This window comes from Burkholderia sp. WTPI3, from assembly GCF_021483755.1.
Taxonomy (GTDB): domain Bacteria; phylum Pseudomonadota; class Gammaproteobacteria; order Burkholderiales; family Burkholderiaceae; genus Burkholderia.
Map to the genome: position 1 here is coordinate 1 of NZ_JAGIXF010000120.1, position 15,007 is coordinate 15,007.

Genomic DNA, 15,007 nt, shown 5'->3' on the forward strand with positions numbered 1-15,007 from the left:
TCCTTGTTCAGCTGCACGCGCAGTGCTTCGAGCTCGGTGATGTCCGCTTCGTCGTTGTTCGTGACGTGCGGGATCATCACCCAGTTGCGATGCAGGTTCGCGCCCGAGATCTTCTTGATGCGCGACAGCGGCTTCGCCTCGAACGGGCCGAACTTCGAGAAGTCGACCTTCGGCCACGGCAGCAGGTTCAGCTCACCGCCGCCTGCCGGCGCAGTTGCTGCGCCCGGCGCTGCGCGCTGGCCCGTCATCACGCCCTTCACGAAGCCCGTGATGTCGTCCTTGGTGATGCGGCCCGTCGGCCCGCTGCCCAGCACGCGCGCGACGTCGACGCCGAGCTCGCGCGCGAACTTGCGCACCGACGGCGACGCGTGGCTGGCGCGAGACGGCTCGCCTTCACGCGCCGGGGCGCGATGCAATGGCGCGGATGCGGATTTCAGTTCGGGCGCCGGCGCAGGCACTAGCCCTGTCGCGACATTCGCCGACGGACACGCGAGATCGCGCGCAGCCGAGGCGGCCGCAGGCACAGGCGCCGCGTCGTCCTGCTGCTCGCCGTCGCTGTCGAGCAGCGCGATCAACGTGCCTTGCGACACCGTCTCGCCGACCGCGACCTTCATCTCCTTGATCACGCCAGCGGTGGGACTGGGCACATCCATCGTCGCCTTGTCCGACTCGAGCACGACGAGCGACTGCTCCCGTTCGACGCGTTGTCCGACTCCCACCAGAACTTCGATCACGGGGATGTTCTTGTAATCGCCGATATCCGGCACTTCTATTCGTGTCACCCGCACATTCGTCTCCAACAGCAAGCATTTCAACAGTCAACGCCCCCTCTTCATCAGGTCGGACGCACTTGATTCGATCGGATTTCCCGCGATGGACCGATGGACGCGCAAGGTCTTCGAGCAGCCGCTTCGCGCGCCGCTCGCATGACGCTCACCGGTCAACGGGTTCTAGACCAGCCAGGGTTCGGTCAGCCCGCTTCCGATTCGCCCGTATCGGTCGATCGCCTGACGCACGACGTCAGGGTCCTGCCGGCCCTCGTCGACGAGTGCTTTCAGCGCGGCGATCACGATCGACGCACGGTCCACTTCGAAGAACGCACGCAACGCCGCACGTGTATCGCTGCGCCCGAAGCCGTCGGTGCCGAGCACGACGTAGCGGGACGGTACGTACGCGCGGATCAGCTCGGGCACGGCGCGCACATAGTCGGTCGCGGCGATCACCGGTCCACGCGCGGCGCCCAGGGCCGCCGTCACGTAGGGCACCGCAGGCTCGCCGTGATCCAGTAGCCGCTGCGCACGCTCCGCGGACACACCGTCGCGATGCAATTCGGTAAAGCTCGTCACGCTCCAGACGGCCGCGTCGACATTCCAGTCGTCCTTCAACATCCGTGCCGCGGCCTGGACTTCACCGAGAATCGCGCCCGAGCCGAGCAACTGCACCTGGGCGATCTCGACCTGCGCGGGCTCCAGCACGTACATCCCCTTGAGCACGCCGCTACGGACCCGATCGAGATCCGCTTCAGTCAACGAACGTTGTGCGTAGTTTTCGTTGGTGACCGTCATGTAGTAAAAGACGTCGCGCTGACGCGCGATCATCTCCTGCATGCCTTCGTCGACGATCATCGCCACTTCGTACGCGAAGGCCGGATCGTACGCGCGGCAGTTCGGTATCGTCGAGGCCGCAAGGTGGCTCGTGCCGTCTTGATGCTGCAGACCTTCACCGCCGAGCGTCGTCTTGCCGGCCGTCGCGCCGATCAGGAAACCGCGCGCGCGCTGGTCGGCAGCCGCCCAGATCAGGTCGCCGATACGCTGGAAACCGAACATCGAGTAGTAGATATAGAACGGCAGCATCGTCAGATCGTGCACGCTGTATGACGTCGCCGCGGCAATCCACGACGACACCGCGCCCGCCTCGGAGATGCCCTCTTCCAGAATCTGGCCGCCCGTATCCTCACGGTAATAGAGCATCGAGCCCATGTCTTCGGGCTCGTACAGTTGACCGAGCGGAGAATAGATGCCGATTTGCCGGAACAGATTCGCCATGCCGAAGGTGCGCGCCTCGTCGGCGACGACGGGCACCACACGCGGCCCCAGCTCGGCGTCCTTCAACAGGTTGCCAAGCATGCGCACGAACGCCATCGTGGTCGACATTTCCTTGTCGTTGGTATCGAGCGCGAATCGTCCCCACGACGACATCGCGGGCACGGCCGGCGCGTGCGACGCCGCTGTGCGCCTGCGGGGAAGGTAGCCGCCGAGCGCCGCACGGCGCGCATGCAGATACTGCATGACGGCACTGCTTTCGTCCGGCTTGTAGAACTTGAGTCGTTCGACATCGTCGTCGGAGAGCGGCAGGCGAAAGCGGTCGCGAAACGCCTTCAACTGTTCGATGTCGAGCTTCTTTTGCTGATGTGTCGTCATGCGCCCCTGGCCGATCGAGCCCATGCCGAAGCCCTTCATCGTCTTCGCGAGAATCACCGTAGGTTGCCCGCTGTGTTTCGACGCCTTTTCGTAGGCAGCGTGCAATTTGCGCACATCGTGGCCGCCGCGCCGCAGGCGGTCGATATCGTCGTTGCTCAGATGCGCGGCGAGCGCGGCCAGTTCGGCGTTCTGGCCGAAAAAGCGGTCACGATTGTAGGCGCCGTCGTTGGCGGAAAAAGTCTGGAACTGACCGTCCACGGTGTGCGCGAACGCGCGCAACAGCGCCCCACTGCGATCGCGTGCGAACAGGGGGTCCCAGTCCGAACCCCACAACACCTTGATGACGTTCCAGCCCGCCCCCGTGAACTGCGCCTCGAGTTCGTCGATGATGCGGCCATTGCTGCGCACCGGTCCGTCGAGCCGCTGCAAATTGCAGTTGATCACGAACACGAGATTGTCGAGCCGCTCGCGCGCGGCCAGCGAAAGTGCGCCGATCGCCTCGGGTTCGTCCATTTCGCCATCGCCGAAATAGCCCCACACCTTGCGGCCTTCCGTGCGTTGCAGTCCGCGGTTCTGCAGATAGCGCATGAAACGCGCCTGGTAGATCGAGTTGATCGGCCCAATGCCCATCGAGCCGGTCGGGAACTGCCAGAAGTCCGGCATCAGCCACGGATGCGGGTAGGAACACAGGCCCGCACCGGTGATTTCCTGTCGGTAATGCTCGAGATGCGCTTCGTCGAGAAAACCTTCGAGGTAAGCCCGCGCGTAAACGCCCGGCGCGGAATGGGGTTGAAAATAGACGAGATCGCCACCGTTGGCATCGTTCGCGCCGCGAAAGAAATGGTTGAAGCCCACTTCGAACAGGTCGGCCGCCGACGCATAGCTGGCAATATGCCCGCCGAGTTCACCGTAGGCGCGATTGGCCCGCACGACCATGGCCAGCGCATTCCAGCGCAGCGCGGCGGCAAGCTTTTCTTCGATATCGAAGTCTCCCGGATACGGCGGCTGCTGATCGACGGCGATCGTATTCGCGTAGGGCGTGATATTGAGGCGCGCCGTTGCGATACCGCTGGACGAAGCGTGGGCCGCGAGCCGATCGAACAGGTACTGAGCCCGTTCGGCGCCTGCATGCCGAACCACGCCATCGAGCGCGTCGAGCCATTCGGCGGTTTCGAGTGGGTCGTCGTCGACTTTCATCTGGCCCAGGGAAAGGATCGAGGGTGTCCCCGTCGATAAGTCGGTCATCTTGCAACTCCGTAAAAGCAATGCGAATTCAGTGGCGAGTGCGCAAAGATTACGGGGGATGCCGCAGAATGTGTGGTCGTATTGAAGGCCGCCAAAGCGGTGTCGGCTGCAGCGTCTTCTGCGGAATGCGCGATCTACAGCATTTCTATTTGATGCGCGCGGTCTCGCGTGGAGAACCCGGAGTCACGGGCGGGAAATGGGGGAAGGCGCGGCTTCATGCATTGGCCACAACGTCCGCTGCGCCATCCGCTCGGTCGTCCATCTCGGTCGCAGCCGCCGGCGCGAGCCCGGCCTCCGATTGCGTGCGAGCCAGCGCTGCGAAATAGCGGCCTGGCGAATGCCCGAGCGCTTTCTTGAACATGGTGATGAAGGCGGTTACCGACTCGTAGCCGAGTTCGTCCGACACGCGTTGCACGGAAGCGCCGCCGGCAAGCTCGCGCACCGCAACGAGCAGTTGCAACTGCTGCCGCCAGCGGCCAAAGGTCAGTCCCGTTTCACTGACGACGAGTCTTGCCAGCGAACGCTCGCTCATGGCGAGACGCTTGGCCCATTGCGCGACGGTGCTGCGATCGCCGGGATTGGCGTTCAACGCGTCCGCCATCTGCCGGATGCGCGGATGATCCGTAACCGGCAGATAGAGGCGCTCGACCGGCATCAACGTCAGCTCATGCAACAGCACGCGCGCAAGCCGGTCGGTATGGCCGCCCTGCTCGTAGTCGAGCGGCGCACCGGCCAGATGCAGAATCATTTCGCGCAGCATCGGCGAAATGGAGAGCGTGCAGCAATCCGTCGGCAAGTCGACGACACCGGGCTCGGTGAACAGATAGCAAAGCCGGGCATTGCGTGTCGCATGGTTACTGTGCGGCATCTCGCCGGGAATCCAGACGCCGCATTGCGGCGGGACGATCCAGAACGCGCCCGCGACCCGGCAGGTCACGGCGCCGTGCAACGCCAGCACCAGCTGCCCCTTCTGATGCTTGTGAACCGGAATTTCGGCAGCATGCTCGTCGACGTGCATGCACATCGCTACCGCCGGCCGATCGATCGCGTCCGGATCCGCAAAATGAGGAAGGCTAACGTAACGGTTCATATCGGGCATTTTAGCGACATGTTGAAATTGTGGCGAATGATGCGAAGCAAAAGCAGGCATAGCCGCATCGCATGCCAAGCTGGAATGGCGCCACGACTTCATTGTGCGAGACCGCCCCTTCCCGGACGCCTGACGTCCGGGCTCGCGGGTGAGCGTTTCGACGGTGTCGACGCCCATGCAGTCCGGTTCGGACCCGATTGTGCTTCGTATGTGGGCTGGGGCACATCACGTGCACGCTTCACGAGTCGGACGAAAGCCACGATGGCGCCGAGCAGATCAGCGTGGACGGCACAGCGAAGTTCAGCGAGCCACCGACCGCGAATTACGCTTCGATCGACCGCTCTGACCGCACAATCTGCCGAACGGAGCGCCACCGCGGCAACACAAGAATAATAAATACTGCCTGGACTGCGGCAATATTTCTCCGTGCAATCAAGATGACTTCACGATCCAGGCGCCCCGGATTTCTTCAAACGCAACGAATACGGAGCGACGGAATAATAAATCAAGCGAGACAGTTTTTTCACACCAATACCGAACGGACGACGGCGCCGCACCATTGTGCATGGCGCTTGCCCCATACGGTACGGCACGCCACGGTCGTTGTCGGTCGAATCCGCCGGGCCGTCGCATTTGCATAAGCAATCAGCTTCTGAAATTAATCACGTATTCGTCGCATTAATCGTCGATTCTTCAAGCTCGTTTTAATTTCACCGAATGCTCGACCATTCGCGCCACCACCTTTAACCCAGCAAGAAAATGCAATACCCGAAGTAAAACCTTTCCTTTTAACGCGAGGAGAACGATGTGGAAATACGAAAAATCAACGTCTACGACATCATCGACAGTCGCAGAATCGGCAGGAGGCAGTATTTCATCGTCGCCTTCTGCGCGCTGCTGATGCTTTTCGACGGTTTCGACACTCAGGTCATCAGCTTCATCGTGCCCGTTCTCGCGAAAGAATGGCAACTGCCCAAGGCCGTATTCGGCGCGATTTTTTCAGCGGTGTTCTTCGGGTTGCTGGTCGGCAATTTCGGCATTCCGTTCGCGACCCGACGCTTCGGCACGAAGAAGATCGCTTTCGTGGCAACCGCTGCTTTCGGCCTGTTCACCGTCCTGACCGTCTTTGCCACCAGCGTGCCGCAGCTGATTGCCTTGAGGTTCCTCACCGGCATCGGCCTCGGAGCGGCCACGCCTTGCGCGGTGGGCCTCGTTTCGGAATTCAGCCCGAAGAGAACCCGCGCGACTTTCGTCATTCTCGTCTACATGGGATATGCGCTGGGGTTCATCTTCGCGGGCATCTGCAGTAGCGCGTTGATCCCGCGGTTCGGCTGGGAAGGCCCACTGTGGCTGGGCGGGCTCGCGGCACTCGGCTTGACGGTGTTGCTCGTCCCGCTGCTGCCGGAATCCGTGGCCTACCTGTCGGCAAACGCGCAGCCCGGTGAATTGCTTCGTGCAACCAAGCGCCTCTTTCCCGATTTCACGCTGCAAGCGGACATCGAACTGGTCACTCACGAAGAGAAGCCGGCAGACGCAAGTGTGCTCGGATTGTTCTCCGCGCAGTTCCGCGTGGGGACATTCCTGCTGTGGGCCGTATTCGCCATCAACCTGGCCGCGTTCTATTTTCTGCAGAGCTGGCTGCCGACCGTTCTCGCGTCCATCTCGTTCCCACCCGCGCTCGTGGTCTGGGCGACCATCACCGTGATCATCGGCGGCATGGTGGCCAGTCTGCTGATGGGACCCATCATGGATCGCACGAGCCCTTACAGAATTCTGTCCGCGGTCTACGTCGGCGGCGCCGTGTCGATGTACGCAATCTCCATCGCGATCGGCTCATCGCATCTCGCTTTACTCACGACGATCTTCTTTTGCGGCTTTTGCATCAGCGGCGGACAAACCTGCGCGATCGCGTTGTGCACGCTGTTCTATAGCCCGGAATTGCGTGCCCCGGGCGTCGCATGGGCCTATGGATTCGGTCGGCTCGGCGCCGCGGGCGGCACTTACCTCGCGGGCGTCCTCTACGCGAACAACTGGAGCGTCGACGCGATGTTTCGCGTGGCAGCAGCGCCAATCCTCATTGCAGCGGCTTGCGTGGCGCTGATGGGCGCTTGCTATGGCCTGACGAAGAACGGCCTGAAGAAATCCTTTTTGGCCTGACCGGTACCGCTCGCTGAATCGATGAACGTCAAGTGAACCGTTCTTTTGTATGGCCTTTTGATTGCGGAGATCTCATGAAAACCAAAAAAATCGAAATCATTGTCGGCTCGCTCGTGGGGCTGGCCAGTTCCGTCGCGCATAGCCAGAGCAGCGTCACACTCTATGGCGAGATCGACAACGGCATTCATTACCAGACCAACGTAGGCGGCGGCAAAGCCGTCTACATGGACTCGCTGGACGGCATCGACGGCAGCCGCTGGGGGCTGACCGGCAAGGAAGATCTGGGTGGTGGTCTCAGGGCGATTTTTACGCTCGAGTCCGGCATCAACGTGAACAACGGACAGTTTGCCCAGGGCGGCACGGCATTCGGCCGGCAGGCTTTCGTCGGACTGAGCAGCGACACTTACGGTTCTCTCACCGCCGGCCGTCAATACGACATGGTGTGGTATTTTCCCGAGTTTCTTGCCGGATCCGCGGCGGTTGGCGACCTGCCGAGCGCGCATCCGGGAGATTTCGACAACACCAGCAACAGCGTGCGATTCAACAACTCGGTGCGCTACATGAGCCCGGACTTCCGCGGCTTCTCCTTTGGCGTCGAATATAGCCTCGGCGGCGTACCCGGCGACTTCACGTCGACGTCGGGCTATTCACTTGGAGTCGGTTACACACACGGTCCGCTTCAGATCGGCGCGGCGTTCGATTACTTCAAACACCCGACATCGACACCAGGCAACGGATGGTTCACCAACTATGCAAGCGGCTTCAATCTGCTGGCCTCGTCCCTGAACTCAGCTTATCAGGTCGCGCAGGCCTATCAGGACGCCGTCATCGCGGCGGCCTACACGATCGGAAACGCGACGATCAGCGCGTCGTATTCGAACGTTCAATACGCCAATCTCGGCGCGGGGTTCATGAACGGTACCGCCGTCTTCAACAACTATGACATCGGGTTGAACTACCGTGTCACGCCGGTCTTTTTCGTCGGCGTCGCGTACGACTATATGAACGCGCGGAGCGTCACGACGGCACAAGGCAATGCCGTCGGCAACCAGCACTACAATCAGGTGGCGTTCACGCTGGACTATCTGCTGTCGAAGCGTACCGACGTGTACTTCTCCGGCGGCTGGCAGCGCGCTTCGGGCACATCGTCGACGGGCGCGCCAGCCGTCGCCAACATCGGCGGATCCGGAGATTCGTCGAATAACCACCAGATGGTTTATCGGCTCGCTATGCGACATAAGTTCTGAGCCTTGCTAGCCCTGGAGTCCACATGACGATGCGGCGGCATGCAGACGCCAGGGTCATTGCTCAAGGCCGCTGGTTCGACACCTGCAAGGATGGCGTCGCCACCGCGCCTGCATCGCGGACATCCCGATTCCGGCGAGCCTGCGCCATATCGGGCGGATAGGTCCGCTGCCTGGGCGAGTGAGTCGGAATCCAGCCGTCGCGTTCTGCCTGAACGAGTTCGGCCCGCACTTCAGCGCGCGTCTTTCCACTCGTGACCACTGCCGCGGCGCAGCCCGCGTCGACTACACCGGCGCTCGCGGCCAACGGGAAGCACGTGACGAAGCAGAGTATCGCTGCAATTGTCGTGCGCATGAGAATCTCCTCCCTTGTAAAGCCGTGGCGCCGCGCTCAGACGAAGCCATACATGGTGAACAACATGACGTACGGGATCTGCTGTCCCGCCGAATTGCAGACCATGACGTCGGCCCTCTGAATGGCGCACGCGGACACGATTGCCTTTGCGACTTTCGAAATGACAAGTTTCATGATAATTGACTCCCCAATCCGACGTGACTTTATGGTCGATCTCTCGGCGATCCGTCAATGGTGCTGAACAGCGCTCGAAGCGCTGCATCATTGGTTCATGACGCATCGCGGCCATCTACATCGCACAACGCTTTTTCACTACCGGCTCGAAGCACGGGAATCTGGCACTCCGGTGCTTTGAAGCGTCTCCGTGATGCGTACTTTATCCACATCCAGCCAGTATGAATTTGTGGAAGATGACAACGCATCCGCAAAAACTGCCAGAGTTTTTCTGATGCACGGTGTCCCGTCGGCAGTCTGTTGATGTCCACGCAGAACTGACCCACCGGGGATGCGGCTATTTTCTTGGACTGATTTACGTTGTTAACCCGAGGCTTTCACGGTACTCGATGGGGCTGAGATAGCCAAGAGAGCCTTTGACCCGTTTTTCGTTGTACCAGCGAATGTAGCCGCGTTCTTCGATCTCCCGCTTGAGCACTGTCGCCGGAATCCAGTCGGGCTTCGCCGCTTCCACTCGGCCCTGCAGATACGTCTCGAACGGCGCAAGTTTGCCCGGCACCGGCTGACGTGCCTTGCGTTGCGGCGGTCCGGACGCCAGATACTTCCGAACCGTGTTCACGGCTGTTGAAGTTCGAAGTTTGTGCTAATGGCGTCCGCTGCAACGCTAATCGTGGAAGCCGTTAAAAAGCCTGGGAAGCAGCCGCGTGAAAGCGTACGCACACTGATCCTGCACGAGCGCGTCACGACCGATCAGATTCGAGAACTGACGCGTTGGATGCTTCGCGAACGAGACGCCTGAGCATCCGGAAAATCTAAGAGATCAGACCATCGGGGCCGGTCAAGCGCTCGAAGAAACTCCGTCCAGTGCGATTGGAGCAGCCGATCGTGACATGGTGATAAGGTTCCCTATCTTGCGGTCGCGTTGATCCCGGTGCCGGGAACTGCACGCGACAGTGAATGGCGGTTTTGCAGCGATGCGATCGACAGTGAACGACGGCGGAGTCAACCGGTCGGCACCCATACAAAGCAGCCATTCGGACGCGGGTTTGGTGACCGCCTCACGGGCAGTGCCATCCGGCTTGACGACGATGCGCAAGCGCTTGGACAAAGTAAGCAACGCATTGCCAGACGCATTCGCCTGCACATCGTCTGCGGTTGCGGGACCAGACACGAGCAGCAGCGAGCTGATCTCTTCAGTCGCGTGATTTCTCTGGTCATCTGAGTCTATGAAATCAGCTTGTGTGGCCAAAACGTCGTCCCGCCCTCTACTCTCCAACCATGTTGGATGAGTGTCGCAATACGAATCGGACGACCGTGCATGTTGAACACGTCGCAACCGACTGGATGTGGCAATACAATCACGAGCGCTCTAACATGGGTCTGGCCGCCACGGCGCCGAAACAGGGGCTCATGGCCGCAACAGAAACGCGACTTTCGACTCGCGTCAAAAGCGAAGGATTACCGTTTGCTAGACACACCTGAAATTCTATTCCGGCCTATTGCCCCCCAATGATCGGTTAGAATTTCCGGGTAATTTTCAGTCTCTCGGATGTGTCATTGGATTAGCCTATCGTTAGGGCTCTACGCGGCAGGGACGTCACTGTGTATATCGCAGAAATTCGAATCGAGAACTTCCGGCTGTTTGGTGCCAATAACAACGCGCTTGTGCTACCACTGTCCCCGGGACTTACCGCATTGGTCGGCGAGAACGATGCCGGCAAGACAGCGGTCATCGACGCGCTACGTCTGGTGGTCGGCACGCGTGACCAAGACGTGCTGCGGGTGGATCCACTTGATTTTCATCAGCCCGCCCCCGGTGGTCCGAGTGCCGACGAAATTATCATCCGTCTGACTTTCAGAGGCCTCACCACCGCTGATCGAGGCGCGTTTGCCGAGTTCCTCACGTATGAGACGATAGCCGAGGTAACCAATACCGTGCTGATCGTGACCTGGGTTGCGAAACGCAACACCAAGGAAGGCAGCTCACGCCGGGTGCTTCCGCCTGAGTGGCGCACGGGTGCCAAGGGAGACGGCCCATTGCTCGATCTGGGGGCACGATCGCTGCTGACGGCGACGTATCTGCGGCCGTTGCGCGACGCCGAGCGGGCAATGAGCTCTGGGCGAGGATCGCGACTATCCCAGATCCTCCAGCACACCACTGAAATCCGCGACACAGGAAACCCTTTCGACAAGCTTGCCGATCCGCCACCCGACCCGACGACGTTGAGTGTTTTGGGCCTCGGCGACTATGCGACTCATCTGCTTGGAGAGAGCGAAGGCATTAGGCAGGCTCGAAAGCGGCTCAATGATGAGTACCTGAAGCCCCTCTCGTTCGCCAACGATATGCTGAATGCACGGATCGGCGTAGCAGGCGCGCAGGAGGACAGCCTCAGATTGCGGCAGTTACTTGAGAAGCTTGAGCTCGTACTGACCGCGTCGCCTGACGCCGAAAGCGGGCACAGTCGCGGACTCGGCTCAAACAACCTGCTGTTCATGGCATGCGAGCTTCTGCTTCTCGCTACTGAAAGCGACGGATTCCCGTTGCTGCTGATCGAAGAGCCCGAGGCACATCTCCATCCGCAGCGGCAGTTGCAACTTATGTCGTTCCTGCAGACACAGGCAAAGAAGACGCGTGCCGACGGACAGCGCATCCAAATCATCGTTACAACGCACAGTGCCAATCTCGCTTCGGACCTACAACTCGACAGGCTCGTATTGATTGAAGGCGGACGGGCTTTTCCTCTGTGTGAGGGAAAAACCAAGCTCAGCGCATCAGACTATCGATTTCTCGAGCGCTTCCTCGACGTGACCAAGGCAAACTTGTTCTTCGCGCGCGCAGTGATGATCGTCGAGGGGGATGCGGAAAACATCCTCCTGCCCGTCATAGCGAGGTTACTTGACCGCGATTTCCACCATCACGGTGTCTCGGTGGTTAATGTCGGCGGTGTTGGGCTCGGCCGATATGCACGCGTATTCATGCGCGAAGACGTCGAGAAGGATGGGGTCGTTAACATTCCCGTCGCCTGCATCACCGACATGGACGTGATGCCCAACAATGCACCCTGGATTGTCGGCAAGCTGGAGATCGGGCAACCGATCCCTCTAAGACCTCCCTCAAAGCGGCAATGGCGGATTAAGGACGATTTTCCGGGCGAACAGCTTGAACAGCGGCGAGCCGAACGCCGGGAGAAGGCCTCAGGCCAAAAGGTGGAGACGTTCGTCGCTGACGAATGGACGCTTGAATTTGATCTCGCATTCTGTGGTCTCAGCAAGCACGTCTACCGCGCAGGGACGCTGGCGCTAGCCAATGACCGCCTCACTGCCGGCACTGCCGAGCAAGCCGTCATCCTCGCCGCCGCTGATGCAGCCTATCAAGCGCTGATCGACGCGGGCCATGATCCATCGACGCTCGCTTCACATGTCTATGCGCTGTTTGAGGCTGATGGAGCCTCAAAGGCGATCGGCGCGCAATATCTTGCCGAACTGTTGGAAAAGGAAGTTGCGGACAATAACCTCAATGCCAATAGCTTGCGCGCATTGCTGCCGCCCTACATCGTTGCGGCTATCGAGCATGTCACCGGGCCGTTCGCACCGCCACTCGCAGGCGGCGCGGCCGGAGAGCCGGGCGCGCCAGTAATGGCGCCGGCACCGGGGGCCTGAGTGATGTACGACGATTTAATCCGCGAGGAAGACGTTACCTGGGCAGCAGTATTGATGGGGCTTGGCCCGGCGGGATTTGCGGCTGTCGAGGGTGATGACAGCCGACTCCGAGCAATGCTGCGACTCGACACAATCGACTTCGAGGCATGCCCGGGAAGTGGCAAGACGACTTTGCTGGTCGCAAAACTCGCAGTGCTGGCGATGCGCTGGCCAAGCCGTCAGCAGGGCATCTGCGTGCTGTCGCATACTAACGCGGCGCGCAACGAGATCAGCGCGAAGCTCAGCAGTTCCGCGGCGGGCGTCTCTTTGACACGCTATCCGCACTTCGTCGGCACGATCCACGCGTTTGTGAACGAGTATCTTGCGCTGCCTTGGCTCCGGTCGAAAGGAATCGAAGTGCGCTGCATCGATACAAGGATTGCGGTCGCGAAGCGGTGGAGCCTGTTACCCGCGAATCGGCGTTGGGCTTTGCAGCAGGCAAATCTGGGCGAGACCTGCCTGATTTACGACCAGACTGACTATGGCGGGGGAAAGACAGGCCGTTTCGGACCGCAGACGCCTACATATCAAGCGATCATCGATGCGCGTCGCCGGTCGAGCGAACTGGGATATTTCTGCTTCGACGAAATGTTCGTATGGGCCTGCGAATTGCTTGACCGGCATCCTGAGACGATTCCAATGCTACGTCGGCGCTTTCCGCTGGTATTCATCGACGAGGCGCAGGACAACAGTGAGGCACAATCGGCGCTGCTGCACCGCATCTTTTGCAGTGGCGACGCGCCGTCGCGCCGTCAACGTTTCGGCGACTCCAACCAAGCCATCTACGGAAGCGCCGGCCAGTGCGGCGCCACGACGGACCAGTTTCCAGGCGCCATTGTACATCCGATGCCACGCAGCTACCGTTTTGGTCAGAATCTTGCAGATCAAGTAAAGGGACTGGGGGTCACGCCGCATGCGCTAATCGGCGCAGGTCCACCGGATCACCTCAGCGCCGATCCTAAGGCGTCGGTAATCTTTCTTTTCGATGACGGGTCAGTCCAGAGAGTGCTGGAGCGCTATGGCCAGCATCTGCTGGATAGCTTCGACGCAACTGCGCTGAAAAATGGAGTGTTCACTGCGGTGGCCGGGGTTCACGAACCCGGAGACGACGATCGCATCCCGCGAGCGATGGGACACTATGCGCCGAGTTACGACCCGGGATGCGTTCGGAAGGAATCCACGCCGAGCAGCTTCGCACAATACCTTGCGCGCGCTCGTTTTGAGATGGCTGGCAGCGGAAACACGGACAAACTTATCAACGCCGTGGCGGCGGCGCTCCTCACTGCAAGCGAGCTTGCCGGCGCCCCATCTGGGGCGAGCGCACGGAAATCGCCTCATCGCCGGGTGGTCGAGATGCTTGGCGACAGCAATGCAAGAGGCGAATATCTCGCATTACAAGAGATCATCCTGACGCACCAAGGCGATATCACCCCTGCGCTCTATGCAGCGGCAGCACAAGCCCATATCGAGGCGGTGATCCGGCAACTGAGCGGCGCAGAGTTGCTTGGCGAGGATGTTGCCGCCTTCTTAGCACCGCCGCAGGCTCAGGCCGTAGATGAGGCCGAAGCCGCAATCGCCGCGCGCCCCGATAATTTGTTTGCTTATCCGCCCGACGCACCACGGGTACACATTCGGCTGAGCTCGATTCATGCTGTGAAGGGCGAGACGCACACGGCGACGCTCGTCCTCGACAGTTTCTACCACGCGCATCATCTAAGCGAACTCAAGCCATGGTTGCTAGGCACGAAGTCGGGCGGCTTTTCGACAAATGCCAGGGGCCGGCAGGTCCCTGAAGGCACGCGAATGCTTGGGCGGCTCAGGCTCCATTACGTCGCCATGACTCGCCCGACCCATCTGCTGTGCTTGGCGATGCGGAAAGATGCGTTTGGGAATGGGGAACTCGACATCCTGATGGGTCGGGGTTGGACTGTCATTGATTGCTGCGCAGATGCGCAGGTACAAGTCTAGGCGTACAGCTATGACGCTGATCAAGGGTCAGAAAAAGGAAGCCGTTTTCTTCACAAAACTGAACACGCCGTCTGCAACTGTTGCGTGATCTCGAGATGGCTTAACCGCCGGCCGCTGGCGGATGTTCGATGAATGGGAGCGGGAACTTGGGCGTGGGGAACGCCACATCGAGCAGTGGGCCGCTCGCCGTGCGGATCAGCGACTGCGCAGCAAATTGCACATGATCGCCGAGCTGGCCGTCGGGCATCCAGCCGCGCACCGCGTGTTCCGCCATGCTGGAATGGGCAGTCTTCGGACAGGCGCCGAAACGATCTCCATCTCCTCTAGCGGTTCACGCGCGTTTTTCTTATGATTGCTCGGGGACAACGAACGGAGCCAAACATGGATCCACTACTTCAGGAACTTCTCGATGCAACCGTGTCGCCTGGGGTTGCCAAGGAGATTCCATGGGGACAGTTGCGCCCCCTGTGCGACGGTGCCACAGAGGCCGACCGCATGCTCGCATTCATGCATTGGTGTGCGAGGCACGGTCGTGTCGCCACCGCGCCCGAGTTCGCCAGCCCGACCGGAGGACTCCCTGATGCTGCGTTGATCTCGATCGGCAGACAGTAGGCTCGACAAGTCGAATGCCCGAGCTGCCCTGACCTGCCCCCTG

10 protein-coding genes and 1 pseudogene are annotated in these 15,007 nt (G+C 60.5%); 4 read left to right on the top strand and 7 right to left on the bottom strand.

Translation table 11 applies throughout. The annotated features are described in order from the left end of the window. The 3 genes from J7024_RS33540 to J7024_RS33550 form a co-directional block, all read right to left on the bottom strand. On the bottom strand, positions 1–788 hold a 788-nt coding region (locus J7024_RS33540; RefSeq protein WP_234745854.1), incomplete at its 3' end, for a biotin/lipoyl-containing protein. 162 nt (positions 789–950) lie between these two features. Then, positions 951–3,665: an alpha-ketoglutarate dehydrogenase gene (gene mdeB, locus J7024_RS33545; protein ID WP_234745855.1), complete on the bottom strand. Its 2,715-nt coding sequence runs from the start codon at positions 3,663–3,665 to the stop codon at positions 951–953. A 214-nt stretch (positions 3,666–3,879) separates the two neighbouring features. After that, complete coding sequence (locus J7024_RS33550) at positions 3,880–4,857, bottom strand: AraC family transcriptional regulator (protein WP_327796276.1); 978 nt, start codon at positions 4,855–4,857, stop codon at positions 3,880–3,882. 705 nt (positions 4,858–5,562) lie between these two features. On the opposite strand from J7024_RS33550, the gene J7024_RS33555 reads away from it, so the two are divergent. Together J7024_RS33555 and J7024_RS33560 are read left to right on the top strand one after the other, a co-directional pair. Then, a complete protein-coding gene (locus J7024_RS33555; RefSeq protein ID WP_234745857.1) occupies positions 5,563–6,912 on the top strand; it encodes an MFS transporter in 1,350 nt (449 codons plus the stop codon). A 74-nt stretch (positions 6,913–6,986) separates the two neighbouring features. Next, on the top strand, positions 6,987–8,159 hold the full coding sequence (locus tag J7024_RS33560) for a porin (protein ID WP_234745858.1): 1,173 nt from the start codon (positions 6,987–6,989) through the stop codon (positions 8,157–8,159). Between the two features lie 61 nt (positions 8,160–8,220). Here J7024_RS33560 and J7024_RS33565 read toward each other — a convergent pair whose 3' ends face one another. From J7024_RS33565 to J7024_RS33580, 3 genes and pseudogenes are all read right to left on the bottom strand, one after another. After that, positions 8,221–8,511, bottom strand: a complete 291-nt coding sequence (locus tag J7024_RS33565) for a DUF4148 domain-containing protein (protein WP_234745859.1) — start codon at positions 8,509–8,511, stop codon at positions 8,221–8,223. Positions 8,512–9,040: 529 nt separating this feature from the next. After that, positions 9,041–9,181, bottom strand: a pseudogene (locus tag J7024_RS33570) (IS3 family transposase); the annotation flags it as partial. Between the two features lie 342 nt (positions 9,182–9,523). After that, a complete protein-coding gene (locus tag J7024_RS33580; protein WP_234745860.1) occupies positions 9,524–9,934 on the bottom strand; it encodes a hypothetical protein in 411 nt (136 codons plus the stop codon). A gap of 353 nt (positions 9,935–10,287) precedes the next feature. Between J7024_RS33580 and J7024_RS37410 the strand changes: the two genes are divergently transcribed. Beyond that, a complete protein-coding gene (locus tag J7024_RS37410; RefSeq protein ID WP_234745861.1) occupies positions 10,288–12,345 on the top strand; it encodes an ATP-dependent nuclease in 2,058 nt (685 codons plus the stop codon). A 3-nt stretch (positions 12,346–12,348) separates the two neighbouring features. Continuing rightward, positions 12,349–14,352 carry a UvrD-helicase domain-containing protein gene (locus J7024_RS33590; protein WP_234745862.1) on the top strand — a complete coding sequence of 668 codons (2,004 nt, stop codon included), beginning with the start codon at positions 12,349–12,351 and terminating at the stop codon, positions 14,350–14,352. A 100-nt stretch (positions 14,353–14,452) separates the two neighbouring features. On the opposite strand, the gene J7024_RS33595 is transcribed toward J7024_RS33590, so the two are convergent. Beyond that, positions 14,453–14,626 (bottom strand): hypothetical protein, encoded by a 174-nt coding sequence (locus J7024_RS33595; protein WP_234745863.1) that lies wholly within the window; start codon positions 14,624–14,626, stop codon positions 14,453–14,455. Positions 14,627–15,007: the final 381 nt, after the last annotated feature.

Excerpts from the sequence above, each read along its gene's own strand:
- J7024_RS33560 (WP_234745858.1), top strand. The coding sequence starts at position 6,987 with ATGAAAACCAAAAAAATCGAAATCATTGTCGGCTCGCTCGTGGGGCTG.
- J7024_RS33565 (WP_234745859.1), bottom strand. The coding sequence starts at position 8,511 with ATGCGCACGACAATTGCAGCGATACTCTGCTTCGTCACGTGCTTCCCG.
- J7024_RS33595 (WP_234745863.1), bottom strand. The coding sequence starts at position 14,626 with ATGGCGGAACACGCGGTGCGCGGCTGGATGCCCGACGGCCAGCTCGGC.
- mdeB (WP_234745855.1), bottom strand. The coding sequence starts at position 3,665 with ATGACCGACTTATCGACGGGGACACCCTCGATCCTTTCCCTGGGCCAG.
- J7024_RS33590 (WP_234745862.1), top strand. The coding sequence starts at position 12,349 with ATGTACGACGATTTAATCCGCGAGGAAGACGTTACCTGGGCAGCAGTA.
- J7024_RS33550 (WP_327796276.1), bottom strand. The coding sequence starts at position 4,857 with ATGAAGTCGTGGCGCCATTCCAGCTTGGCATGCGATGCGGCTATGCCT.